Genomic DNA, 23,156 nt, shown 5'->3' with positions numbered 1-23,156 from the left:
TTGCCTGATAGCAGCGTCGGTGATCCTCCCAAGGAGACTGCTTTGCTTATTGAAAAACTGAACTGGCGTTATGCCACCAAAAAGATGGACCCTTCCAAGCCGGTAACGGAAGATAAGGTTGCCCGTATTTTGGAGGCTGCCCGTCTTGCTCCGACATCAAGCGGCTTGCAGCCGTTTGAAATTATCGTCGTTACCAATCCGGAAGTGCGTGCGAAGATCCAGGAAATCGCCTGGAACCAGGCTCAGATTACCGATGGTTCGCACCTTCTCGTTTTTGCAGCGTGGGATAACTACACCGCTGAGCGCATCAACGGCATGTTCGATCTCGTCAATGAAGAGCGCGGCATCAAGAACGAAGGTTGGGAGAACTATCGCCAGATGCTCCTGAACATGTATCCTCCGCGCGATGCTCAGGTGAACTTCGAACACGCTGCACGTCAGGCCTATATCGGGTTCGGCATGGCGCTTGCTCAGGCTGCGTTTGAAGGCGTGGACTCGACACCAATGGAAGGTTTCGATCCGGACAAGCTGGATGAGATTTTGGGCCTGCGTGAGAAGGGCCTGCGCTCGGTTACCATTCTGCCACTTGGCTACCGCAAGGAAGATGGTGATTGGCTGGTGAACCTCAAAAAGGTCCGTCGCCCGAACGATCAGTTCATTTCTTCGGTAAAGTAATCACTTTACGGCCAAAACTGCGGAAAATTTTCCTGAAACTGCCTCTTAGTTGAAAAATTTTCCCTGTCAAAAGGTGTCGCATACAGGCATGTTTGGGGCACCTAAGAAAGTCGATAACGACTTTGGTGTGAAAGCAGAATAAAATGACACGGACTATGTGCTGTAACCGAATGTGCTTCGTGATTGCGTAACGACACGCACTGAATGCACGGGTGACTTATCTTGCGAGCATCGTTGGTGCTGTGAAAAAGGCAGGATAGACACCAAAAACCGCAGAATCCTTTATTTCAGCCGGAATTGATTTAAAGAGATACGCACAACAGACATTATCCGTAGAGTTATCCATGAGTTTCCAATTGACAGCGGGCGGCACCGCTCAGCAACCACCAGCACATGCTGATGCCATGGTTGTGTTTGAAAATGTCACCAAACGTTTTGGCGGCCAAAACGGCGAAGCGGCGTTTACGGCGCTCGGCGGTGTGGACCTTTCTGTTCCACGCGGCTCCATTACCGGCATCATCGGGCGCTCAGGCGCTGGTAAATCCACACTGATCCGGCTCGTGAACGGCCTGGAGACGCTGACATCCGGTCGCGTTCTGGTCGATGGCGTTGATGTTGGCAGGCTGGATGAACAGGGTCTGCGCCAATTGCGCCGCTCGATCGGCATGATCTTCCAGCATTTCAACCTGCTGGCTTCGCGCACCGCTTACGACAACGTGGCCCTGCCGCTGGAGATTGCCGGTGTCAACCGCCAGGACGTCAAAAAGAAGGTTCAGCCTCTGCTTGAACTTGTCGGACTTGGCGACAAGGCCAACCGATATCCGGCGGAACTGTCCGGCGGTCAAAAGCAGCGCGTCGGTATTGCCCGCGCTCTGGCAACCGAGCCAAAGCTTTTGCTATCAGATGAAGCGACTTCGGCGCTCGATCCTGAAACCACCCAGTCCATTCTTGAACTTCTCCAGAAGATCAATTCGGAACTGAACCTTACGGTGCTTCTCATCACCCATGAAATGGAAGTGGTGAAAACAATCGCGTCGCAGGTTGCCGTTATCGACAAGGGTCTGATTGTCGAAAGTGGTCGCACCTTTGATGTGTTCACGTCTGCCAAGCATGAAACCACCCGCAGCCTGCTGTCATCTTCGATCGGTGCCAAGCTGCCTGAATGGATCAGCGGCGTTTTGAAACCGCAACCGGACAGTGGTGACCGCGTTCTGGTGCGATTGATCTTCTTCGGTGCGACAGCCTTCCAGCCGCTGACGGCAAGACTGGTCAGCGAAATCGGTGCAGATGTGAATATTCTGGCTGGCACGATCGAGGAAATTGCAGGCGAACCATTTGGTTCGCTGGTGGTTTCCTATCCCGCAACACCTGAAACAATTTCCCGCGCTGACCGCCTTTATGCGGAAACCGGACTTGCCACGGAGGTGCTCGGCTATGTCGCCTGATATGCTCTTTATCCTTCTGTGGAAGGGACTTTTACAGACATTGCACATGGTGGCGATATCGGGCCTGGTCGGGTCGCTTGTGGGCCTGCCGATCGGCATCTTCCTGGCGACCAGCGGCAAAGGCGAGCTTTTTGAAGCGCCGATCACCAACCGTATCGTTGGTTTGATCGTCAATGCCGCCCGCTCTACGCCGTTCATCATTCTGGTGGTGGCCATCATTCCATTTACCCGCCTTGTTGCCGGTACCTCCATTGGTACTTCGGCAGCCATCGTTCCGCTCACGGTTGCGACCATTCCATTTGTTGCCCGTTTGGTGGAAGCGGCGATCCGCGAAGTCGACAAGGGTCTGGTGGAAGCGGCGCGCGCCATGGGTGCCACACCGGTGCAGATCGTTACCAAGGTTTTGCTGGCCGAAGCCAAGTCCGGCATTACGCTGGCGCTTACCCTAACCCTGGTCAGCCTGATCGGTTACTCGGCCATGGTCGGTGCTGTCGGTGGCGGTGGTCTTGGTGACCTTGGCATTCGCTATGGATATCAACGTTTTATGCCGGAAGTGATGCTTGCCGTTGTCGCAGTGCTGATCGTTCTGGTGCAGCTGGTTCAAAGTGCGGGCGACAGGCTTGCCCGCCATTTCGACAAGCGTAATCGTAAAAACTAACAAGCAATAACAATCTACCCCAAGGAGACTGACATGAAAAAACTGATTATCGCAGCTTCCCTCGCTGCCCTGTTTTCCACCGGCAGCGCGCTGGCTGAAACCATCAAGATCGGTGTAACGCCGGGCGAACATGCCAAGATCATGGAAGTGGTAAAGGAAGTGGCTGCCAAGAAGGATCTCGACCTCGAAATTCTCGAATTCTCTGATTATGTTGTTCCGAACCAGGCGCTGAACGATGGCGAACTGAACGCCAACTCCTTCCAGCACCAGCCATATCTCGACAACCAGGTTGCCGACCGCAAGTTCGACCTCGTCAGCGTTGGCACAACCATCACCACTCCAATGGGCGTTTACTCCAAGAAGGTAAAGAGCCTGGACGAACTGAAGGACGGCGCGACAATTGGCATTCCGAACGACCCGACCAATGGCGGCCGCGCTCTGCTGGTTCTGGCCTCCAAGGGCCTGATCAAGGTCAAGGAAGAAGCTGGTCTCAAAGTAACGCCTGCTGACGTTATCGAAAACCCTAAGAACCTGCAGTTTGCAGAATTGGATGCTGCCCAGTTGCCACGCGCGCTTGATGATACCGATGCTTCGGTCATCAACACCAACTACGCTTCGCAGGGTGGCCTTAATCCGAAGACCGATGCTATCGCCATTGAAAGCGAAAAGTCGCCTTACGCCAACATCATCGTTGTGCGCACTGTCGACAAGGACCAGCCATGGGTAAAAACTCTGGTTCAATCCTACCAGAGCCCGGAAGTGAAGGCTTACATCACCGAAGAATTCAAGGGCACGGTTATCCCTTCCTGGTAAGCATTTTACCGCGAAATACCCTAGAGTTTATGGGCCTTCCTCGCAAAAGCGAGGGAGGCTTTTTATTGTCCGAAAAACTCCCCTTAGCCGACTACAGTTTCATACCTGTGCTTTTTAAGGGGGTAGCCGGTCGCAGATTTAATATCTTTTGAACAATTTCCCCGGAAAGTGTTGTTTTCTCGAAGGGAATTGCATGCGGACCAAACCGCGAGACGTCGTGAATACATCGCAAAGAGAGTGGCGTCGCATCGTCACTGCTCTCCTTGCTGCTTTGGCCGTTATTGTAACAGTCGTCACGATGCTCGTTTTGTCCGCTCTGAACGACGTTGCCCAGAACACCAACAAGCTGGATGAGGAACGTTCACGCGAAACCATTACCGGTGCGTTGGAGACGTTTCAGGCGCAGTTGGGTGCAACGCTAAACGACTATGCTGCCTGGGATGATGCTGCCCAGTTTGTTTATGCTGCCAATGGCCACGACTGGGTTGTCAGCAACTACGGCGATATGACTGTCAACAGCGAGTTGTTTGATACGGCGCTGGTGATCGACGAAAATAACCGTGTTCAGATGTTTTATCAGTTCGGGCAGCCGGTTCTGCGTTCTCCGCAGGAACTGTTCCCGACCGGTCTGACAGAGCTGCTCAAGACTGTGCGGCAGATACCTTTCGGCCAGAACCCAGAGGCGACCGGCTTTGTCCAATCGGACCGCGGCATTACCGTTATCGGCGCAGCACTCATCCGCCCCAAGATGGCACTTGACGTTCCCGCTGGTGAGACACGTCGTTATCTGGTGTTCGCCCGTCATCTGGACACTGCCAAGATCAAGCGCCTGTCGAAAACCTATGTTGTCGATGGTCTGCAATTACGTAAAGCCAACTTTGACGCTCGCTATTTTGTGAACATCTTCAGCCCGCAAGGTGAGGTGCTTGGCAAATTGACCTGGCGTTCGCGAGCACCCGGTGATGTCAGCTTCCGTGAGGTGCGCCCGACTGTTCTTCTGGCTGTGGTAATTGCCGGCCTGTTTTTCCTGACGCTGTTTTTTGTCGGCTCAAAAATTATTGGCCGTATCAAGACTGATGAGGCGCAGGCCAAGGAAGAGGCGCTGCGGGATCGTCTCAGCGGCCTTTACAACCGCGCCGGACTTTTCCAGCGTCTTGAGCAGATGGTTGCCAAGGCCCGCCTGGGGTCCGATGACGTCAACCTTCTCTATCTCGATCTGGATGGTTTCAAGGAAGTCAACGATTCCTACGGACACGGAACGGGTGACCGTCTGATCAAGGGCGTTGCTGCCGGCCTGAAGATGCTGGTGCCGCAGGACGCGGTTCTTGCGCGTCTGGGCGGCGATGAATTTGCTGTTGCCATCAACGGGCCCTATTCTAAGCAGCAGTGCCTTGATCTCTGTGAGGCCTGTCTGTTGCTGTTTTCCGAACCATTCGTGATTGGTGAGCGCGTCGCAACGATCGGCTGTAGCATTGGCGTTGCGACCTCCGAGCGCGGCGAGGTTGACGGCGAGGAATTGCTGAGACGCGCCGATATGGCGATGTATGAAGCCAAAGAAAATGGCCGCGGTCGCTGGGTTTCCTATCATGAGCAGTTGGACACCGAACGTGAAGACCGCAACATGCTGGAAGCGGATTTGCGTCGTGCGATTGAAAAAGACGAATTGACGGTTGTTTTCCAGCCTGTCGTCAGTGCAAAAAGCCGCCGCATCACGGGGGTTGAGGCCCTGGTGCGCTGGAACCGTGATGGGCACGGTCCTGTGTCTCCAGAGGTGTTTATCCCGGTCGCGGAAACCAGCGGTCTTATCGACCAGTTGGGTCTAATCGTGTTGCGCAAAGCCTGCATGACCGCCCGACGCTGGCCAGAGATCAAACTGTCGGTAAATATCTCTCCGGTTCAGTTCAGAAATCCGTCCTTCTCAACATCTGTGCATGATGTGTTGCGTCAAACCCAGATGGAGCCGGAGCGGCTACGCTTGGAGATGACAGAAGGCTATTTCATCCAGCATCCTGAACGTGCCAGCTTTGTCATCGAGAAGCTGAAGGCTCTTGGTGTTCAGATTGCGCTGGATGATTTTGGCGCAGGTTTTGCCAGTGTCGGATATCTGCGCCGTTTCGGTTTTAATAGAATGAAGATTGATCGCTCTCTGGTGGCGGCTCTGGAGAATGGTGGCCGTTCGCTTGACATGCTGGAAGCGACCGTAGCGTTGGCGCGCTCGCTGGAAATTCCTGTCACGGCTGAAGGCGTGGAAAGCGTCGAGCAGGCATCCATTCTGCAATTATGCGGTTGCGACGAATTGCAGGGATATCTGTTCTCAAAGCCGGTTTCGCCGGAAGAGGTGACTTTGCTGCTGGAACGCCAGAAGGAAACCTTGCCCCGTGATGAGCAAAGGGCATTTGGCTGAACGGCTTTGCGTGTATTCAGCCTACCTGTTTCCGGGACAATCAAATTCCAAAAGATAAGGGCACACTGACGTTCAAATCAGTATGCCCGAGCATTTTGATATAGGCCGTGTTGGCTTAGATTAGATCGGCTTAACTGCCGATGTGTTTTTGACCGCGTTTCTTGGCCAACATGATCTGCTGCTGACGGTCACGAAAACGCTGACGGTCTTCTTCCGTGCGTTCCTCATAACAACCCGGGCAAGATACGCCTTCCTCGAACATAGGGGACAGGCGAACGTCTGGGGTAATTGGATTGCGGCAGGCGTGGCAAAGCTGGTGGTTGCCTTCGGCCAGTCCGTGGGTCACCGAAACGCGCTCATCGAACACGAAACATGCGCCTTCCCAGAGGCTTTCTTCCTGCGGGATTTCTTCCAGATATTTGAGAATGCCGCCCTTGAGGTGGTAAACCTCTTCAAAACCCTGCTCTTTCATGAAGGCAGTGGCCTTCTCACAGCGAATACCGCCTGTGCAATACATGGCGATTTTCGGCTTGTTGTGCAGGCCGGGATTGTTTTTCACCCAGTCTGGAAACTCGCGAAATGTCTTGGTGTTCGGATCGACAGCATCCTTGAAGATGCCGATTGCCGTTTCATAATCATTACGCGTATCGATCAGGATCGTCTCAGGATCCGAGATCAGCGCGTTCCAGTCCTTCGGGTCGACATAGGTGCCAACAATCTTCTTCGGATCGATATCCGGCACACCCATGGTGACAATTTCTTTTTTCAGCTTCACCTTCATGCGCACGAACGGCATTTTGGAAGCGCGGCTTTCCTTGTGTTCCAGCGCGGAAAATTCCGGTTGCGAGCGGATGAAAGCCAGAATTTTGGCAATTCCTTCGTCCGTCCCGGCAATCGTGCCGTTGATACCTTCATGGGCCAGCAGCAGCGTGCCCTTGATGCCATTTTCCTGGCAGGCGCGGAACAGCGTTTCGCGGAAGCTTTCAAACTGCGGAAAGCTTGCGAAATGATAAAGGGCAGCCACGAGAAATTCGCCAGTGGCTTCCGGGCGCGGAAGAATTGTTGTGTCGGTCATGGCGCTGAAATACAGCCAGACGGCACGCTACGCAATGCGGATTCTACGATTTTTACAGGGTTCAGGTGATTTTGAATTTTGTCAAATCCCTTGGCGTACAGGCATTCTCATGCAGCGCATGCCCGTTTCCAGAGTGATTTGATGGTCTTGCTTTCGGCGTCTGGGCGATCGCGGAAAACGAGCTCAGACAGCTCGAGAGATGTTTGTTCCAGCTTCTGCTGCTGGTTGATGATGGCGTCCAGCAACCGGGCCAGTGTATCGCCATTGCCGAAAATATCGGGTTCGCGATCTGCACAGGCGGCTAGCACCGAAAGGTCATTCTGGTGACCCAGCAGTTCAGCGAGAGCTGAGGCGTTCTTTTCCTTTGCCAGCATTGCTGAGGGCCAGATTTTTCGCAGCAAGGCGAGATACATGCGGTAGGTCTGGCAACATTTACGCAAGTCGTGGAAAGCTTCCGCTTTCTCTCCCTTGCGGCATTCTTGCTGCGCAAGGGCGGCCTTTTTGCCATTTGTCAGCCACGCGCTGGCAATGCCTTTGGCGACGCTACGCCTGCTATCAGGCAAGGACAGGCCCTGCACGGCGATCAGCGCTTTTTCGCACTCGGCTATGGCAGCGTTGATGACACCGGAGAGATCACCTTCTTCGCTGTAAATGCGATCACGTCTTTGCGTCAGTGCGGTGCGTGCTATATCAAGTGCTTCGGCTTCTGCGGCGGAACGAGCGTGCTGGTGAAGGTAATTGATGTTTTCGACCAGAGCGGCGGCATCGCGTGCACCGGAAAGCGAGCGGGCTACGTCACGCAAGCGGGCATTTTCGGTTTTGAAAAAACCAGGCGCCAGCGGCCTGATCAGCCGGTAGAGGCCACGCAGACGCTTGAACTTCTTGCGTGCCTCATGAATGGCTTCGTGGCGATCGCCAGTCGTATCAGACAAAATGGCAATGGCGTCTGCCAGAAGCGCATTTCCTAGTTTGCGCACCTCTTCCGCAAATGGTTTTGCAGGATCAAGACGATACGACATCCGGCAGTTCCCCGAGCAGGTTTTCCGTGGCCAGATATTGGTTTGAATACCGTTTGTCGCCGGTCACTTCACGGCCCAGCCATGTTGGCAGGTCGGGACTGTCGTCGACCGATGTCAGTTCCACTTCGGCAACGACCAGACCGCCATACACACCTTCGAAGACATCAACTTCCCAGGTGAAGTTGTTGTGCTCGACAAGGTGGCGGGTTTTCTGGATGACATTGCCAATGGCGGTGCCGATCATCTCTTGCGCATCGCCAAGCGCTATCGAATATTCATATTCGTCTCGTACAAGACTGCTGGCGCCAATCTTGATCGTCAGTGTGGCGTCTTCATCGTTGACGATGCGCACGCGGACTGAGCGGTTTTCTGTTGAAACGACATATCCTTGACGGAAGGTCATGCTGGAGGACACGTCGGTTTTCCATCCATCGCCCGAAACGAGAAATTTGCGTTCTATTTCTTTTGCCATGCAAGCCCATGTCCAATTTTGTGGCACACTATCTCATGGTTTCGTTTGGAAAAAGCAATTTGCCTGAAATATTTGCTTTAGTCTCGACAGGACAATCACGACGCGATAATTCATCACCTGTAATTCAATCGTTTCATATCTGGGAGGCACCGTAATGGCGCAGGACTCTGAAAAACTTCTTTCCATCCTGAAACTTCAGCCGGTTGTGCCTGTTCTGATTGTTGACAGCGTTGCCTCTGCCGTCCCGCTGGCCCGTGCACTGGTTGCCGGTGGTTTGAAGGCCATCGAAATCACCATGCGCACACCTGCGGCGCTTGAAGCCGTGCGCGCAGTTGCCGCAGAAGTTGAAGGCGCGCATGTCGGCGCCGGCACCATTCTCAATGCTCGGGATTTCGACGCGGCTGTTGAAGCTGGTTCGACTTTTATCGTCAGCCCAGGCGTTAACAGAAGCGTTCTGGATGCTGCCAAAAATTCCAAGGTTCCGTTGCTGCCAGGTGCTGCAACCGCCAGCGAAGTCATGGCGCTGCGCGATGAAGGTTACAAGGTCTTGAAGTTCTTCCCGGCCGAGCAGGCTGGTGGCGCACCTTACCTCAAGGCACTGTCTTCGCCGTTGGCGGGCACCTTCTTCTGCCCAACCGGCAGCATTTCGCTGAAGAACGCCAATGACTATCTGTCATTGCCAAATGTCGTCTGCGTTGGCGGTTCATGGGTTGCGCCGCGTGAGCTGGTGGCAACGGGTGACTGGGCAGGCATTACCAAGCTGGCAGCAGAAGCAGCAGCACTTTCTGCTTAAGTCAGTCTCCAACACAAAATTTCGAGAGCCAGCGTGGTCCCCGTCACGCTGGCTTTTATAATTTGTATTTGATGGTTGCCGTTCCTATCTCCTGTTTCGAGTTTGATCGATACAGGAGATTTTGATGTTCGACGCCAAGAAGCTTCTTGAACAATTCCTTGGTTCCCAGGTACCGGGACTTTCAGGGACTGTTCGGGACAGAGCAGGTCAGGCTGCCGATATCGCCAAGAACAACCCGCTGAAAACCGGCGCACTTGCCGCAGCTATTCTTGGCACAAAGACCGGCCGCAAGCTGGCGGGCAACGCGGCAACCGTGGGCGGTATCGCTGCCATTGCCGGTCTTGGTTATCTCGCATATCAGAACTACAAATCCGGGCAGGCGCCGCAGAACGCACCGCAGCCTGAGCCGACAACCGAACTTCTGCCACCACCGGCAGATTCGCCCTTCCACCCGCAGGCGGCAACACTGTCCAATGACTTTGCCTTGACGCTGGTGCAGGCGATGATTGCTGCTGCCAAGGCTGACGGTCACATTGATGCCGGTGAACGCGTGCGTATCATGGAAAAGGTACAGATTTCCGGTCTCGATACGGAAGCTGAACGCTTCATTGAAAAAGAGTTGGCTGAACCGCTCGATCTCGATGCGCTTGTGGCCGCTGCCAAGACCGAAGAGCAGAAGGTTGAGCTTTATACGGCATCCCGCCTGACGATCGATCCAGATACACGCGCAGAACGCGGTTATCTTGACCTGCTTGCTGGCCGTCTTGGTTTGCCGGATGCGTTGGTAGATCACATCGAAGCCACGGTTTCAGCCGCTAAGGCCTGATAAAGATTCCGGTGGGGTTGCGCGTTAGGTGGCAACCCCACTGCCCGATATGCTGTTGTTTTTGAGCAATGACTGGCCTACATCTTTTCTCAACAAAATGGTGAGGAAAAGAATGCGCGATCTTGCTGATTTCAAGGGATGTCCGGATCCAAAACCGGTGACGCTTAACGGGCGGTATGTCACCGCGCAGCCATTTGACCGCGCATCACATCTGCAGAAACTCTGGGATGCCCTTGGCGGTCTGGAAACCAACGCCCTTTTGAAATATTTCCCGCAGCAAGCCTTCCCAAATGCTGATGCGTTTGGTGACTGGATCGAAGGCGCGCAGCAGAAACTCGGCTGGGTCACTTTGGTATTTACCGAAAATGCCGGCGGTACCGTTGTTGGTATGGCAAGCTATATGCGGCCAGATCCTGCCAATGGCGTGATCGAGGTTGGTTCCGTGGCGCATGGTGCTGCGATGAAGCGCTCACCGCTTTCCACCGAAGTTCATTATCTGATGGCCAAACATGTGTTCGAGGATCTTGGTTATCGCCGCTACGAGTGGAAATGCCATAATGAAAACGAGCCGAGCAAGGTCACGGCGAGACGTTACGGCTTTACTTTCGAAGGTGTGTTCCGTCAGCACATGGTGTCAAAGGGTGCGAACCGCGATACCGCATGGTTTTCGATCATCGACAGCGAATGGCCTGTAATCCGTGATGCCTTTGAGGCATGGCTCGATCCTGACAATTTCGATGCTGACGGCTCACAGAAACGGAAACTGGAAGATATTCGTGCGGGGATGGCGGCATGACCAGTGCTGATCCAAAAGGGCGTTCGCCTGTTTTTGCTGCTGCCGTGATTTTTGTTGGCGTTGCCCTGCTGTTTTTTGTGATGCCAAACATCATGCTGTGGCTGGCAGATTATTCGCCGTGGCTGGCTGCGGCATTTGGCGCGGTGGCAGTGCTGTCATTCTTTCTTCTGTTCTGGCTGCGCGGGCGGTACCAGCGTCGCAAGGACCAGTCTGACACCTGACTGCGTGGCGCATCACGACTGCAGGGAAGCACCGAGCAAGGCGAGGCCCATCAACAACACAAACAGCGCACCGGCAATTTCAATGACGGTGGCGACGCGCATGGCTTTCGTGGTGCCGGAACCTGCGTAACGAACAGCCACGTCTTTGGCCATGACGGCTAGTGTGGCGAGGATGGATACGGTGATCGCCGTGCCGATCGACATTGCCAATACAGACAGGACACCGCCGAGATAGAGGCTGTTCAACAGCGAAAAGCTCATGACGATGATCGCGCCTGAACAGGGGCGCAGGCCAACGGCAATGATGGCAGACCATGCCTCATGCAGGCTGAAATCACGAGACCGCAACATGGATGGATCCGGCGCGTGGGCGTGACCGCATGTCGAGCAAACATTGCCGGCGCCACTGTGCTGATGATCAGGGAAAACCTGCTGTCCCTTAAATTTAAGGCCGGTTCCCATGCCCTTGGTTCCAAGGGCGCTTGCGCTAGCATTTTCAACCACAACAGGGGCAGCGGCCGGTTCACGCACCATAATGCTGCGCAATTTGCGCACCAGCAGCCATGCGCCAAACAGGGCGATCATCGCAAAGCTGGCAATCTCCATGGCTTGTGTGGCCTTGGTCATGGTGATCGACGTGCCGCGTAGGACCAGATAGGCCGCACCAACCAGCAGAATGGCGACGATCCCCTGGAGCACCGCCGAAATGAACGAGATGAGCACACCGCGCCGCAGCTCCGTCTCATTGGCAATCATGTAGGAGGAGATGACTGCCTTGCCGTGGCCGGGACCGGCGGCATGGAACACACCATAGGCGAAAGAAAGGCCGATCAGCGAGGTCAGGGCCCAAGGATCTTCGCGCATCGCCTTCAACGCACCGGTCAGTGCGCGATAGAAGCTTTGCTGGTGCATGTTGATCCAGGCGAAAAATGAACCGAATGGACCTGATACGGAAAAGGATGGCTCCGCAGAGCCAATGCCAAGCGGAGATTGCGCATGGGCAGCCGTTGCCAGAAAGACGCCACTGATCAAAAGAAGCGGCACCATACGGTTCAATCTGCTTGTCATGGGCAGGTTACCTCCAGCCTTGTCGAAAACAGTTTCGACATGTCTGTTCCGGTTGGGTCGTTAAAAAACGCGTCGGTCAAGGTAGACTGGTTCTGCGCTAGAACCTCATCGGCGTCCGGGCGGATGACGGCACGTTTACAGGCGTTAAAACCGTCTCCCTTGGTGGCCAGATCCGTATCATTTGCGAAATCGATCGCGGTATACATGGTCGGATCCCACACACCGAAACTCATCTTGCCTTTCATTGGCATCGGCTTGGCGGGCTTGAGTGAAAAGAACATCAGGATCTGGCCGTTGTCGTAATCGACATGGATAGCGTCCGGTTTGGCAAGGTCGGTCTTTTTCCCGTCTTCGGTCACGAAGGTATAATAGTCGAAGTCGGCAAGCGATTCATGTACCACCTTGCCCACTTCGGCCAACTCATCCTTATCGAGCTTCAGATCGCTATTCTTGTCGAAATCCAGCATCACACTGGCAGAAAACATTTCGTCAAAACGCCAGATGTTGCGCAGTTCGCTGATGTTGCCGTCTGAACCGGCAATGACCTCAAGACGTGCTTCTGCAAAGATATGCGGATGGGCAAAGGCTGGGGCAGGGGCGAGCAACAGCCCAGCCGCAATTGCAGTTCTTGTCTTTTTCATCAACCCATGTGCCCTTCGCGAATCTGTCAGCCAGTTTTAGCGGAAAATGGGACCGAATTTCGACTCAGCTCACGATCAATTTATCGGCGACCTATCCGTTCTTGCGAAACCAGTTCGACAGGAAGTCGACAAAGCTGCGCACTTTGGCGGGCAGATAACGGCGATGAGGGTAAACCGCATAGATGCCTCGGTCTCTGGCGATGTAGTCATCGAACAGGGTTACCAGTTCACCGGACTGGATATAGGGCTTGGCAATAAAGTCCGGTACCATGGCGACACCCAGTCCCGCTCGCGCCGCACGCAACGTGGCCTGTGGCGAGTTGACCTCAATCGGGCCGCTGACAGCCACCGAGGCATTGGCGCCATTTGGTTCGAAATACCGGATATTGTTGTGGAAGCGTGAGTTGGTATCGACAATGAACGGCACGCGGGACATGTCTTGCGGCTCATTCAGCGGGCCATACTGGGCGACAAAATCGGCTGTGGCGACGGCGTAGACGCGAAAATCGGAGAGCTTGCGGGCAATGAGGCCGGAATCTTCCAGCTTGGTAATGCGCACCGCAAGGTCAAAACCTTCCTCGATCAGGTCAACGAAACGGTCTTCTGCCAGGATCTCCAATTGAAGCTCCGGATTTTCCTTGGCGAAGTCGATCAGGCTCTGACCGATTTCAGCGTCGATGAAGGTGCGTGGGACCGAGATGCGCAACTTGCCTTTCAGGTCGGCATTGTTCTCGCGCACCAGGTCGGCGAGGTTGTCGATTTCTTTCAGAATATCAGAGGCGGTGCGGTAATAGGTATGGCCCGCTTCGGTCAGCGAAAACTGCCGTGTCGTCCGGTTCAGCAACAGGGCGCCGAGATCGTCTTCCAGCTCGCGTACATATTTGGACAGCAAGGCCTTGGAGCGCCCGGTTTTACGGGCTGCAGCCGAGAAACCTTCCGCTTCGACAACGTCAATAAATGCGCGGATGCGGGTGAGGGTATCCATGGCTGCTCTCTCCTGTTTGTTCCATATAATTGAACGTTCAGGCGCCGCTGTTCAATGGAAAAATACATGGTGAAAAAAACCTCAATTCGATGAAAAAATCCTCTTGATTATGACGGCGAATATTCTTATTTCCCGTTTTGCCCAAAGTCGCACGTGCCCATGGGTGTCCGCCGTCCCTCGATGTGGTGAGGAGTTCGGTAAGGTACCTGGAACTAACCCCTCCAGTCGCTATTCCGGCCAACCGGAAAATGCGAGGACATCTGAAGCAACGACGGTGCGGGCCTTTCTGGTTCTCTGCCGGCTTTCCATCAGCCGGGGTACTAAAGAGGCACACCATCATTGCCGGAAGTGCGGTTGGGTCCAATCCCTCCAATCTATGGCAGACAAAGCCGGATAATTCCCGTGGCAGGGTTTTGTCCATATTTGCGCCTTGAGCGTATGCAACTGATCTGCGCCTCCACCGGCTGATCGGTAAGCATATCTCGAGCGTTCTTTGTCCTCCGGAATTTCCGGAGCCGGATTATACAGGGATTATAACGATGACGACTGCACGCATCCTTGACTTCATCAAGACCCGCCGTCCTGAAGGCCCATGCCTCGTGGTTGACCTCGAGGTCGTGCGCGATAACTATCACGCTTTCGAGCACGCGCTGCCGAACAGCTCGATCTATTATGCCGTGAAGGCAAACCCGGCTCCTGAAATCCTGTCGCTGCTCGCCTCCCTCGGCTCGAACTTCGACTGCGCTTCGGTTGCCGAAATCCAGATGGCGCTTGACGCTGGTGCGACTGCTGACCGTATTTCTTACGGCAACACCATCAAGAAGGAGCGGGACATTTCCCGCGCTTTCGAACTGGGCGTTGGCCTGTTTGCGGTGGACAGCCATGAAGAAGTTGAAAAGATTGCCCGTGCAGCCCCTGGGTCGCGTGTGTTTTGCCGCGTCCTGACTGACGGTGAAGGCGCCGAATGGCCGCTTTCTCGCAAGTTCGGCTGCGTACCGCAGATGGCTGTTGATGTTCTGGTTTACGCACACCAGCTTGGCCTTGAATCCCACGGTGTGTCCTTCCACGTCGGTTCGCAGATGTTGAACCTTGACGCATGGGACGCTGCTCTTTCCGATGCAAAGCGGGTTTTCTCCTCGCTTGCCAAGCAGGGCATCCACCTGAAGATGGTCAACATGGGCGGTGGTTTCCCGACCAAGTATCTGCGCGACATTCCATCGGCAGAAGCTTACGGTCAGGCAATCGACGCTGCGCTTCGTACGCACTTCGGCAACCAGATCCCCCAGACGATCATCGAGCCAGGTCGTGGCATGGTCGGCAACGCCGGTGTCATCAAGGCAGAAGTCGTGCTGGTTTCGCGCAAGTCCGACAATGACAACCATCGTTGGGTGTACCTCGACATCGGCAAGTTCGGTGGTCTGGCTGAAACCATGGACGAAGCAATTCGTTACCCGATCCGCACCGAGCGTGACCAGGACGAAATGCAGCCTTGCGTTCTGGCTGGCCCAACCTGCGACAGCGCCGACGTGCTGTACGAAAAGAACATGTATCCGCTGCCCGTCTCCCTGACGATCGGCGATGAAGTTCTGATCGAAGGTACCGGTGCATACACCACCACGTATTCGGCGGTGGCGTTCAACGGTTTCGAGCCACTCAAAGCCTATGTGATCTGAGTGTTTTTTGGCCGGGCTGTCAGTGCTCCGGCCAATTAACCCGGATCTTTCCGTTCCGGCCTCGCGCCACGCTTTGCGCAACCCCTGCTTGCTGCACCTCCTCCAGTGAGGATGAGCGGACGAGGGGCCGGGACGGCTTATTCACAATATTGTTTTGGGGCCGCTTGTGCGCGGTTATGTAACGGGAGGCCGTGATGGCCGCTGTTCTCAATTCAGTCCGGGCGTTTTTCACGCCGCAGACATTCCATATCGAAGCTGAAAATCCGGGCGATGTTGTCGCGCGCGAAAACCTGCTTGACCGTGCCATGGGCCCGGGCCGTCGCCGCAAGTCTTCCGAGAAGCTGCGCAAGGGCCGCATTCCGGCCGATGGTTTGGCACTTGTTGCCCGTGACAATGATGGTCACGTCATCGGCACTGTGCGCCTGTGGAATGTTGAAGCTGGTGTTACGCCGGAAGGTCGTCCGCTACCTGCGCTTCTGCTGGGCCCGCTTGCGGTTGATTCCTTGCATGAAGGCAAGGGTATTGGCGCAGCTTTGATGCGTGCGGCGATTTCCGAAGCGGCCAACCGTGGCCATGGTGCGGTTCTGCTGGTCGGCGATGCACCCTATTACGAACGTTTCGGTTTCTTTGCAGCCAAAACACAGCATCTGGTGATGCCAGGTCCATTTGAGCGTCACCGTTTTCTGGCGCTGGAGTTGAAAGACGGTTGGCTGGATGGCGCCGCCGGCATGCTGGTGGCCAGCGGCCGCAAGCTCTCCTACTGAATTTGATTCCCTGAAATTCCGTGCGATGGCCCCGTTCGGGGCCATTGTCATATCGGGCAACTATTATTTGTGTGACATTTTTGTCGCGACCCGCTTTTCCGCGTTTCAAAACGCAGTGTTAAACCTGTGTGTTTGATCTGGCTCAAACCACCGTGGTGATTTCGGGTCTCATAGTCTCTCCCAACAACCCTGCTGACAGGAAAACCTATTCCAAAACCGCAGGCGATGTTGTCGTGCCAAACCTGCCGCTGATGGAGCAAAGCAGGTTTCGGTGCTCAATTGGTACAAGGAGAGATGAAATGAACACGAAGAACGCAATGCGGGTCATGTTGATGGCTGGCGTAGCATTGATCGGTGCAAACGCAATGGCTGCAGATCTCGCGCCACCAGCGCCTGCGCCAACCGTTGAAGAAGCCATTGAGGCCGCAAGCCCGTGGATGATCCGTGTTCGTGGCGTTGGCGTTATCACACATGACAGCGGTTCTGTTGATCAACTGCCCGGCGCTGGTCTCTCCTATTCCGATACGGTTATTCCGGAACTCGACATCAGCTATTTCTTCACCGACAATATCGCTGCAGAACTCATTCTTGGCACGACCTATGCCAAGATCGATGGCACCGGCGGTCTAGATGGCGTAGCGGTTGGTAAATCCTGGCTGCTGCCACCCACACTGACACTGCAGTACCACTTCACCAATTTCGGCAACTTCAAGCCTTACGTCGGTGCCGGTGTGAACTACTCGCTGTTCTACAACCAGTCTGAAAAGCCCGGTTTCTCCAATCTCGATGTTAAGAACGATTTTGGTTACGCGCTGCAGGTTGGCGCCGACTACATGATCAACAAAAACTGGGGTGTGAACTTCGACGTGAAGAAGATCTTCCTCGACACCAAATGGACTGCCACACATGATGTGCTTGGTCCTGTCAGCGGCAAGGCAAAGATTGATCCTTGGCTGATTGGTGCCGGTATCACTTACCGCTTCTAAGGCCCTAGCTCCCAAGCGGAGCGGTTTATTGCATAGTCATAACCGCAGCAGTTCCATTTGATGCAGCTTTTAGCGAGGCCCGTTTGACGAAGACGGGCCTTATCTCGTATAAGGGCGGCACGGGTGAGAGCACCGGCCGTCCGCAGGCATATGCCATGGTGAAGTCTCTCTTAGTCGAACCACGGTTTTCCGCATTTATGCATGCAATCCGATGGCAACGCGGACCCCTTCTGAACAGCATGCTTTTATTGGAGAACTGTCGTGGCTCATACGGCTTCACAATTACATGTGTCTCAGGCGCTGCCATCGCTTGAGAGTTTGAAAGATCAGGCAAAACGTCTTCGCGCACGGCTGCAGGCCGAGGGGCAGGAGATGTCTCATTCAAAATCACTGGAACTGATTGCCGCACAAATGGGATTTCGTGACTGGAATACCCTACATGCGCGCGTCGGCAACCGTCCGCCATTCAATCCCTATTTGTTGGGATCGCAGGTGCGTGGCTTCTATCTCGGACAGGCTTTTGAGGCCGAGGTTTTGGGCGTGCAGTCGCTTGGCGGCAGTCCGGAGCGGTACAGGTTAACGTTGCATTTTGATCAACCTGTCGATGTCGTGACGTTTGAGAGCTTCTCTGCTTTCAGGCAACGCGTGCATTGCAACGTTGACGGCACTGGCCGGACGACCGAGAAGACATCGAATGGCCGGCCGCAGGTGGAACTGGTCTGGTAGCCAGATTAAAAGCTCAGGAAACTCGGGGCAGGCGTGGTTAGTTAACCTGTAAACGCCTGCCTTAATACTTTGTTTTGTAATCTGATTCGCATTCGGGCATTTTGGTGCAATTTATTGCAAGGTCGTAGGGCTCCCCGAGCACCTGCATGCCCGCGTTTGTTAAACGGTGACGCGACAAACGCTACTCAGGTGTGAATAAAGTCCCCTTCTTGTAACCGTTTATAAACCTAAACGCGAAAGTCATCTGGGGATTTTCGAGTGTGACATATTTGTTATAGACAACCATAGGAGGAGGTTGTAGCCAGGGCCGATCATATCAAGGAATGTACTAATGTTGAAAAATCTTATCCTCGCCGCAGTTGCTGCATCTGCTTTGTCGGGCGTTGCCCATGCTGCTGACGCTGTGAACGAGGTGCCTGCCGCACCTGTCGCCGACTACGCTGCACCTGCATTTTCGTGGGCTGGTTTCTACGGCGGTGTGACCGGTGGTTACGCTTGGGACAAGGTAAAGCTGGAAGACGACACCTTTGCTGGTTCCACTACATTTAACGGCGCACGCTTCGGTGGTTTTGCTGGCTACAACGCCGAAATCGCACCTTCGATCATTCTCGGTGCTGAAGGTGAGCTCGCTTACAACTGGGCTGACAAGACATTTGGCGGCGCAAAGATCGAAGCTGGCCTGAATGGTTCTGTACGTGCACGCGTTGGTTATGCCATGGACAAGGCGCTGGTTTACGCTGCAGGTGGTTATGCTGCCACTAACGGTAAGATTTCTGTTCCTGGCTACAGCGACAGCGACACATTCCACGGCTGGACAATCGGTGCTGGTGTTGACTACGCCGTAACCGATAATATCTTTGCCCGTGCTGAATATCGTTACAATGACTTCGGCAAGAACACCTACACCGATGGTGCTGACAGCTACAGCCTCAAAGTCAGAGAACACGTCGTCAACGTCGGCGTTGGCTACAAGTTCTAAGACGCTTTAATTATCGATTTCCAAGATGCCCGGTCTCTTCGTTGAGGCCGGGCATTTTCGTTATTAGGCTTCCGGTATTCGTTAAAATTGTAAACGTTAATCTTAACTTTTTATTATAACATTAGCATATGCTTGCATAATAGGCATTCGCGGCTACCATTGGAACTGCATCAACGGTGATGCTCTTGATGGCATACCTTCATAAGAGCAACAAAATGCACCGAAAACTCAAAGGGGACCGCAAGGTCCCCTTTTTTCGTTTGGTCTTTTTATGCCGCTGACTGTCAGCCGGAAATATCGATCACACCACAGTCTCCGGCTTCCGAGGCAAAAGCCAGCAGCTTGCCGGTGCTGCTCCATGACATCGAGGTGATGGCACCTTTGCCGGGACGGCGCAGCAGTGCTTCCTTGCCGTCGGCAAGTCTGACACCCAGCACCATGCCGTCGATAAAGCCAATGGCCAGTACATCTTCCGCCGGGTGGAAGCTGACGCAGGTCGCCATGATATTGGCGCGTGTGCCCAGTTCCTGCGGGGCTTTGCCCATTGGGCCATCCTTGCCAGCAAAGGGCCAGACAATGGCAGCAGGTGCACCTGACGACGCCAGCCACTTGCCCTTGGCGGACCAGGACAGCGATTTGACCTTGGCGGGATAACCGGTCATGCGCATGTGGCGCGCTTCCATACCACCCTTTGTTGCTTCCATCTTCCAGCCATGCAGCGCATTTTCCTGCATGGTGGTGACGAGGAACTTGCCGTCCTGCGAGAAGGTGACGCCGGTATGCGCACCCTTCCACTCCAGATCGACAGGCTCGCCAGCCATGCCAACCCAATGCAGGGAAACGCCATTGTAACGGGCAACGGCAATGCGCATGCCCTTGGGCGCAAAGGCCACGCCTTCGACGGTGCGGGTTTCGGTAAATTCCTTCACGCTGCCATCACCGAGGCGCACGAAGGTGGATTTTCCAACACCGTAGGCGATGCTGTTCTGTGGACCGCCAGCGACGACTGAAATCCACTTGCGCGGCACATTGGCCAGTTCATTGAACGAGCCATCATGCAGCACGCGCAGAACCTTGCCATCTTCACCGCCGGTCAACAGTGTGGCGCTGTAAGGATCGCGAATGCAGGTCAACAGGCCCTGATGGGCTTCGGTTACTTTTTCACCGCCATCAAGCCGGTGAATTGTGCCGGCCGCTGTGGCGAAAAAAGGAATATCGCCAAGGAAATGCGTGGAAACGACATGGCCTTCCAGATCAAATGGAGCAACGGTGGGCATTGAATAACGGTCTTTCTGTGTTTGGTATTCTGGGTCCTGCAGGGACGTTTTCACGCTACCCTATCATGGTAATGGTCGGGTTTGGCCCGACCATCGACAACATTTCGAGACTGGCGCCCCAGGTCAAGCCCGAGGACGTATGGAGGTTACGCTGACGTGCCTGAAAACGGGTCTTCAAGCACATGTCATGCATCACGCCGTTGCTTCGCAGGCGTGGAAGCTCTTTTCCAGCTTTTCACGATCAAGATCGCGGCCGATGAAAACGAGGCGGGATTCACGCTTTTCACCGTCTTTCCATGGACGCTGGTGATCACCTTCGATGATCATGTGAACGCCCTGAACGACGTAACGTTCGGCATCGCCCTTGAATGCGATGATGCCCTTGAGGCGCAGGATATTCGGACCGTCCGTCTGGGTAACCTTCTGGATCCATGGGAAGAAGCGGTCGGGGTTCATTTCACCGCCGCGCAGCGAGACAGACTTTACCGTGACATCGTGAATGGCCGAGACATCGCCATGATGGTGATGGTGGTCATGACCGTGATCGTGGTGGTGATGATCGTGGCCATCATGGTCGTGATGATGATGTCCATGATCATGATGGTCATGGCCGCAATCCGGGCCGCAGACATGGTCTTCATGGCCGTGCTCAAGGAAATGCGGATCGTTTTCCAAAGCGCGCTCAAGGTTGAATGCACCCTGATCAAGAACGCGGGCAAGATCAACGCCAGAGCGGGTGGTCTTGTAAACGCGTGCGGATGGGTTGATGGCATGCACGACATCATCGATGCGGGCCAGCTCTTCCGGGCTGACGAGGTCAGTCTTGTTGATGACGACAACGTCGGCAAAGGCGATCTGGTCTTCAGCTTCGCGGCTATCTTTCAGGCGCAGAGGCAGGTGCTTGGCATCAACCAGCGCAACAACGGCGTCGAGTTCGGTCTTGGCGCGAACATCGTCATCCATGAAGAAGGTCTGGGCAACAGGAACAGGGTCTGCGAGACCTGTGGTTTCGACGATGATGCCATCAAAGCGGCCGGGACGGCGCATCAGTCCTTCGACAACGCGAATAAGGTCGCCACGAACGGTGCAGCAGACGCAGCCATTGTTCATTTCGTAGATTTCTTCATCGGACTCAACGATCAGATCGTTGTCGATGCCGATTTCACCGAACTCGTTGACGATAACTGCATATTTCTTGCCGTGGTTCTCTGAGAGAATGCGGTTGAGCAGTGTCGTTTTACCAGCACCGAGATAGCCGGTCAGAACGGTCACGGGAATTGGCTTGATTGGGGCTGTTTCGGTCATGGGAAACCTCGAATAAGAAAGAAGCGTCGGAACGCCAAATAAAATCTGCTGTTCATATAGGCTGCGTGTGCGGGCAGTTCAAAGAGAATCTGCCTTCAGTTTTTTTGATCCATGCTGTTGGCCGGTTGTTACCCGTCAGCAAGCTGCGCCATATCAAAGGAATTGATGTCTTCCAGCAATTCAACCAGTCCGGTGACGGAATGGTTTATCAGTGCCTCTCCTTTTTCAGCTGTTGCAGCACTGGCATTTCCGGCCACACCAAGCGTATTGAGATCACTCATTTTCCAGCCGAAAGCATGTGGGCCGTAGGCGCGTAAATGCTTGTAATTTATGGCGAAATCTTGCTGCTTTGAGGAGAAATTGACAGCCTTTTTCATGTCAACCAGCTCGGGATACATCGCCAGCATTACCGACGTTTCGATATCTCCACCGTGAATGTCGAGGGCCTTTTCCTCCGGCGTAATCAGACCGGTTGGCACGCCAAAGCGAGTCCAGCTTGTGGCGACGGCCAGCATGCCGAACCTTACACGAGCTTCGGTTGCGACGATGGTCATAAGCGGCGAATTGCCGCCATGCGCATTCAGCATCACGAACTTTTTGATGCCCCTAGACGCTGCTTCTTCGGCAATGCCGAGCCAGCGTTCCACGGCTTTGTCATAACGCAGGGTTCTTGTGCCCTGCACGTCGATATGTTCGATTGAATACCCGACCGGCTCTACCGGCAGAAAGCTGACGGGCAGGGATGGAGGAAGCGCCCGTTGCAAACGACTGACAATTCCAGTCGCAATCAATGTGTCCGTTTCAAACGGCAGGTGAGGGCCGTGCTGCTCATGGGCTCCCAAAGGCAGCACAATAATACGCTTCGCCGGGTTATCCCCTGATGCTGTTACATTATCTTCGTAAAAGTGCGTGTATGTGTTCGGCATCTGGCAGTGCGATCCGGCTTTCTGTATTGGATATCGTACAGCTTATATCCGATCCGCTATCCGGTAAAAGGTTCAAAGGCGATGGGCAAAAAAGACAAGAGCGAAAAGAAGGTCAAGGACGGCAAGAAAAAGGACGAGGTGCTGAACCCTGAAGTTCTGGCGCAGTCCATTGCCCAGGCCGCCCGGTCCATGCGCACAGCGCTTAGCCACAGCCTTGCAACCAGCGGCCTCTATGCTGGCCAGGACGGCGTTGTGCTGGCGCTTGCCAATGAGGGCAGCATGACCCCTGGCCAGATTGCCCAGAAGCTGGGGGTAAAGGCTCCGACCATGACCCGCACAATCGGACGTATGGAGGCGCAGGGCTTTGTCGAGCGCAGTGAAGATGACGGTGATGGCCGCATGACCCGGGTCAAGTTGACCGATGCCGGTCTGCGCAGCGTCGAGCACATCAATGCCTCGCTTTCGGTGTGCGCGGCACGCGCCATTGACGGACTTTCCAACAAGGAAGTCAAAACTGTGGTCAAGTTGTTGCGGGTGATTGATGCCAATCTGCAGAGCAATGGCAGTGCAGAATAAGCCATCCTGATTCTCTAAATTGCGGATTTCCCGGTTTATCAGATTTTCGTGAT

General features: G+C 54.5%; 24 protein-coding genes. 15 read left to right on the top strand and 9 right to left on the bottom strand.

Annotation, left to right across the window (positions count from 1 at the left end; all coding sequences use genetic code 11):
* Positions 1-42 precede the first annotated feature (42 nt).
* The 5 genes from HGO37_RS04395 (at position 43) to HGO37_RS04375 (ending at position 5,995) form a co-directional block, all read left to right on the top strand.
* A complete protein-coding gene (locus tag HGO37_RS04395) occupies positions 43-675 on the top strand; it encodes an NAD(P)H-dependent oxidoreductase (RefSeq protein WP_250982268.1) in 633 nt (210 codons plus the stop codon).
* A gap of 344 nt (positions 676-1,019) precedes the next feature.
* A complete protein-coding gene (locus tag HGO37_RS04390) occupies positions 1,020-2,120 on the top strand; it encodes a methionine ABC transporter ATP-binding protein (protein ID WP_502941372.1) in 1,101 nt (366 codons plus the stop codon).
* Entirely contained in the window at positions 2,110-2,778 is a 669-nt protein-coding gene (locus HGO37_RS04385) for a methionine ABC transporter permease (RefSeq protein ID WP_250982267.1), read from the top strand. The genes HGO37_RS04390 and HGO37_RS04385 overlap by 11 nt, the downstream gene beginning before the upstream one ends.
* Before the next feature lie 33 nt (positions 2,779-2,811).
* Entirely contained in the window at positions 2,812-3,591 is a 780-nt protein-coding gene (locus tag HGO37_RS04380; protein WP_250982266.1) for a MetQ/NlpA family ABC transporter substrate-binding protein, read from the top strand.
* Between the two features lie 193 nt (positions 3,592-3,784).
* Positions 3,785-5,995 carry a bifunctional diguanylate cyclase/phosphodiesterase gene (locus HGO37_RS04375; RefSeq protein ID WP_250982265.1) on the top strand — a complete coding sequence of 737 codons (2,211 nt, stop codon included), beginning with the start codon at positions 3,785-3,787 and terminating at the stop codon, positions 5,993-5,995.
* Between the two features lie 130 nt (positions 5,996-6,125).
* Here HGO37_RS04375 and trhO read toward each other — a convergent pair whose 3' ends face one another.
* From trhO to HGO37_RS04360, 3 genes are all read right to left on the bottom strand, one after another.
* The gene (gene trhO / locus HGO37_RS04370; protein WP_250982264.1) at positions 6,126-7,070 is read right to left on the bottom strand and encodes an oxygen-dependent tRNA uridine(34) hydroxylase TrhO; all 945 of its coding nucleotides are present in this window, start codon (positions 7,068-7,070) and stop codon (positions 6,126-6,128) included.
* Between the two features lie 107 nt (positions 7,071-7,177).
* Complete coding sequence (locus HGO37_RS04365) at positions 7,178-8,089, bottom strand: CHAD domain-containing protein (protein ID WP_250982263.1); 912 nt, start codon at positions 8,087-8,089, stop codon at positions 7,178-7,180.
* Entirely contained in the window at positions 8,073-8,561 is a 489-nt protein-coding gene (locus HGO37_RS04360; protein ID WP_250982262.1) for a CYTH domain-containing protein, read from the bottom strand. Before HGO37_RS04360 ends, HGO37_RS04365 begins: the two co-directional genes overlap by 17 nt.
* A gap of 154 nt (positions 8,562-8,715) precedes the next feature.
* Here HGO37_RS04360 and HGO37_RS04355 point away from each other — a divergent pair, with 154 nt between their 5' ends.
* The 4 genes from HGO37_RS04355 (at position 8,716) to HGO37_RS04340 (ending at position 11,197) form a co-directional block, all read left to right on the top strand.
* Entirely contained in the window at positions 8,716-9,354 is a 639-nt protein-coding gene (locus tag HGO37_RS04355) for a 2-dehydro-3-deoxy-phosphogluconate aldolase (protein ID WP_250982261.1), read from the top strand.
* A gap of 124 nt (positions 9,355-9,478) precedes the next feature.
* On the top strand, positions 9,479-10,180 hold the full coding sequence (locus HGO37_RS04350) for a tellurite resistance TerB family protein (protein ID WP_192488039.1): 702 nt from the start codon (positions 9,479-9,481) through the stop codon (positions 10,178-10,180).
* A 112-nt stretch (positions 10,181-10,292) separates the two neighbouring features.
* Positions 10,293-10,976 carry a GNAT family N-acetyltransferase gene (locus tag HGO37_RS04345; RefSeq protein WP_250982260.1) on the top strand — a complete coding sequence of 228 codons (684 nt, stop codon included), beginning with the start codon at positions 10,293-10,295 and terminating at the stop codon, positions 10,974-10,976.
* Positions 10,973-11,197 carry an Asp23/Gls24 family envelope stress response protein gene (locus HGO37_RS04340; RefSeq protein WP_250982259.1) on the top strand — a complete coding sequence of 75 codons (225 nt, stop codon included), beginning with the start codon at positions 10,973-10,975 and terminating at the stop codon, positions 11,195-11,197. Before HGO37_RS04345 ends, HGO37_RS04340 begins: the two co-directional genes overlap by 4 nt.
* A gap of 12 nt (positions 11,198-11,209) precedes the next feature.
* Here the strand turns inward: HGO37_RS04340 and HGO37_RS04335 are convergent, their stop codons facing one another.
* From HGO37_RS04335 to HGO37_RS04325, 3 genes are all read right to left on the bottom strand, one after another.
* Positions 11,210-12,265 (bottom strand): nickel/cobalt transporter, encoded by a 1,056-nt coding sequence (locus HGO37_RS04335; RefSeq protein WP_250982258.1) that lies wholly within the window; start codon positions 12,263-12,265, stop codon positions 11,210-11,212.
* Positions 12,262-12,906 (bottom strand): DUF1007 family protein, encoded by a 645-nt coding sequence (locus tag HGO37_RS04330; RefSeq protein ID WP_250982257.1) that lies wholly within the window; start codon positions 12,904-12,906, stop codon positions 12,262-12,264. Before HGO37_RS04330 ends, HGO37_RS04335 begins: the two co-directional genes overlap by 4 nt.
* A gap of 91 nt (positions 12,907-12,997) precedes the next feature.
* On the bottom strand, positions 12,998-13,891 hold the full coding sequence (locus HGO37_RS04325; RefSeq protein ID WP_192488044.1) for a LysR family transcriptional regulator: 894 nt from the start codon (positions 13,889-13,891) through the stop codon (positions 12,998-13,000).
* A gap of 539 nt (positions 13,892-14,430) precedes the next feature.
* On the opposite strand from HGO37_RS04325, the gene odc2 reads away from it, so the two are divergent.
* The 5 genes from odc2 to HGO37_RS04300 all read left to right on the top strand — a co-directional run bounded on the left by odc2 (position 14,431) and on the right by HGO37_RS04300 (position 19,019).
* Positions 14,431-15,564, top strand: coding sequence for an ornithine/lysine decarboxylase (gene odc2 / locus HGO37_RS04320; protein ID WP_192488045.1), 1,134 nt, complete (start codon positions 14,431-14,433; stop codon positions 15,562-15,564).
* Between the two features lie 194 nt (positions 15,565-15,758).
* Positions 15,759-16,328, top strand: coding sequence for a GNAT family N-acetyltransferase (locus tag HGO37_RS04315; RefSeq protein WP_192488046.1), 570 nt, complete (start codon positions 15,759-15,761; stop codon positions 16,326-16,328).
* A gap of 299 nt (positions 16,329-16,627) precedes the next feature.
* Positions 16,628-17,314: an OmpW/AlkL family protein gene (locus HGO37_RS04310; RefSeq protein ID WP_250982256.1), complete on the top strand. Its 687-nt coding sequence runs from the start codon at positions 16,628-16,630 to the stop codon at positions 17,312-17,314.
* A 261-nt stretch (positions 17,315-17,575) separates the two neighbouring features.
* Positions 17,576-18,040, top strand: coding sequence for a glyoxalase superfamily protein (locus tag HGO37_RS04305; protein ID WP_250982255.1), 465 nt, complete (start codon positions 17,576-17,578; stop codon positions 18,038-18,040).
* Between the two features lie 331 nt (positions 18,041-18,371).
* The gene (locus tag HGO37_RS04300) at positions 18,372-19,019 is read left to right on the top strand and encodes an outer membrane protein (RefSeq protein WP_250982254.1); all 648 of its coding nucleotides are present in this window, start codon (positions 18,372-18,374) and stop codon (positions 19,017-19,019) included.
* A 284-nt stretch (positions 19,020-19,303) separates the two neighbouring features.
* On the opposite strand, the gene HGO37_RS04295 is transcribed toward HGO37_RS04300, so the two are convergent.
* From HGO37_RS04295 to HGO37_RS04285, 3 genes are all read right to left on the bottom strand, one after another.
* Positions 19,304-20,296: a WD40 repeat domain-containing protein gene (locus HGO37_RS04295; RefSeq protein ID WP_250982253.1), complete on the bottom strand. Its 993-nt coding sequence runs from the start codon at positions 20,294-20,296 to the stop codon at positions 19,304-19,306.
* Positions 20,297-20,488: 192 nt separating this feature from the next.
* Entirely contained in the window at positions 20,489-21,601 is a 1,113-nt protein-coding gene (locus HGO37_RS04290; protein ID WP_250982252.1) for a CobW family GTP-binding protein, read from the bottom strand.
* 128 nt (positions 21,602-21,729) lie between these two features.
* A complete protein-coding gene (locus HGO37_RS04285; RefSeq protein ID WP_250982251.1) occupies positions 21,730-22,527 on the bottom strand; it encodes a creatininase family protein in 798 nt (265 codons plus the stop codon).
* Between the two features lie 81 nt (positions 22,528-22,608).
* Between HGO37_RS04285 and HGO37_RS04280 the strand changes: the two genes are divergently transcribed.
* Positions 22,609-23,103: a MarR family winged helix-turn-helix transcriptional regulator gene (locus HGO37_RS04280; RefSeq protein ID WP_250982250.1), complete on the top strand. Its 495-nt coding sequence runs from the start codon at positions 22,609-22,611 to the stop codon at positions 23,101-23,103.
* Positions 23,104-23,156 lie beyond the last annotated feature (53 nt).

It is taken from the genome of Rhizobium sp. CG4 (assembly GCF_023701965.1).
In the GTDB taxonomy this organism is placed as follows: domain Bacteria; phylum Pseudomonadota; class Alphaproteobacteria; order Rhizobiales; family Rhizobiaceae; genus Agrobacterium.
The sequence above is the reverse complement of the archived record's forward strand: the minus strand, read 5'-3'. Positions and strand labels throughout refer to the sequence as shown.

Coding starts and splice junctions, on each gene's coding strand:
- HGO37_RS04390 (WP_502941372.1), top strand. CDS start 1,020: ATGAGTTTCCAATTGACAGCGGGCGGCACCGCTCAGCAACCACCAGCA.
- HGO37_RS04385 (WP_250982267.1), top strand. CDS start 2,110: ATGTCGCCTGATATGCTCTTTATCCTTCTGTGGAAGGGACTTTTACAG.
- HGO37_RS04380 (WP_250982266.1), top strand. CDS start 2,812: ATGAAAAAACTGATTATCGCAGCTTCCCTCGCTGCCCTGTTTTCCACC.
- HGO37_RS04375 (WP_250982265.1), top strand. CDS start 3,785: ATGCGGACCAAACCGCGAGACGTCGTGAATACATCGCAAAGAGAGTGG.
- trhO (WP_250982264.1), bottom strand. CDS start 7,070: ATGACCGACACAACAATTCTTCCGCGCCCGGAAGCCACTGGCGAATTT.
- HGO37_RS04365 (WP_250982263.1), bottom strand. CDS start 8,089: ATGTCGTATCGTCTTGATCCTGCAAAACCATTTGCGGAAGAGGTGCGC.
- HGO37_RS04360 (WP_250982262.1), bottom strand. CDS start 8,561: ATGGCAAAAGAAATAGAACGCAAATTTCTCGTTTCGGGCGATGGATGG.
- HGO37_RS04355 (WP_250982261.1), top strand. CDS start 8,716: ATGGCGCAGGACTCTGAAAAACTTCTTTCCATCCTGAAACTTCAGCCG.
- HGO37_RS04350 (WP_192488039.1), top strand. CDS start 9,479: ATGTTCGACGCCAAGAAGCTTCTTGAACAATTCCTTGGTTCCCAGGTA.
- HGO37_RS04345 (WP_250982260.1), top strand. CDS start 10,293: ATGCGCGATCTTGCTGATTTCAAGGGATGTCCGGATCCAAAACCGGTG.
- HGO37_RS04340 (WP_250982259.1), top strand. CDS start 10,973: ATGACCAGTGCTGATCCAAAAGGGCGTTCGCCTGTTTTTGCTGCTGCC.
- HGO37_RS04335 (WP_250982258.1), bottom strand. CDS start 12,265: ATGACAAGCAGATTGAACCGTATGGTGCCGCTTCTTTTGATCAGTGGC.
- HGO37_RS04330 (WP_250982257.1), bottom strand. CDS start 12,906: ATGAAAAAGACAAGAACTGCAATTGCGGCTGGGCTGTTGCTCGCCCCT.
- HGO37_RS04325 (WP_192488044.1), bottom strand. CDS start 13,891: ATGGATACCCTCACCCGCATCCGCGCATTTATTGACGTTGTCGAAGCG.
- odc2 (WP_192488045.1), top strand. CDS start 14,431: ATGACGACTGCACGCATCCTTGACTTCATCAAGACCCGCCGTCCTGAA.
- HGO37_RS04315 (WP_192488046.1), top strand. CDS start 15,759: ATGGCCGCTGTTCTCAATTCAGTCCGGGCGTTTTTCACGCCGCAGACA.
- HGO37_RS04310 (WP_250982256.1), top strand. CDS start 16,628: ATGAACACGAAGAACGCAATGCGGGTCATGTTGATGGCTGGCGTAGCA.
- HGO37_RS04300 (WP_250982254.1), top strand. CDS start 18,372: ATGTTGAAAAATCTTATCCTCGCCGCAGTTGCTGCATCTGCTTTGTCG.
- HGO37_RS04295 (WP_250982253.1), bottom strand. CDS start 20,296: ATGCCCACCGTTGCTCCATTTGATCTGGAAGGCCATGTCGTTTCCACG.
- HGO37_RS04290 (WP_250982252.1), bottom strand. CDS start 21,601: ATGACCGAAACAGCCCCAATCAAGCCAATTCCCGTGACCGTTCTGACC.
- HGO37_RS04285 (WP_250982251.1), bottom strand. CDS start 22,527: ATGCCGAACACATACACGCACTTTTACGAAGATAATGTAACAGCATCA.
- HGO37_RS04280 (WP_250982250.1), top strand. CDS start 22,609: ATGGGCAAAAAAGACAAGAGCGAAAAGAAGGTCAAGGACGGCAAGAAA.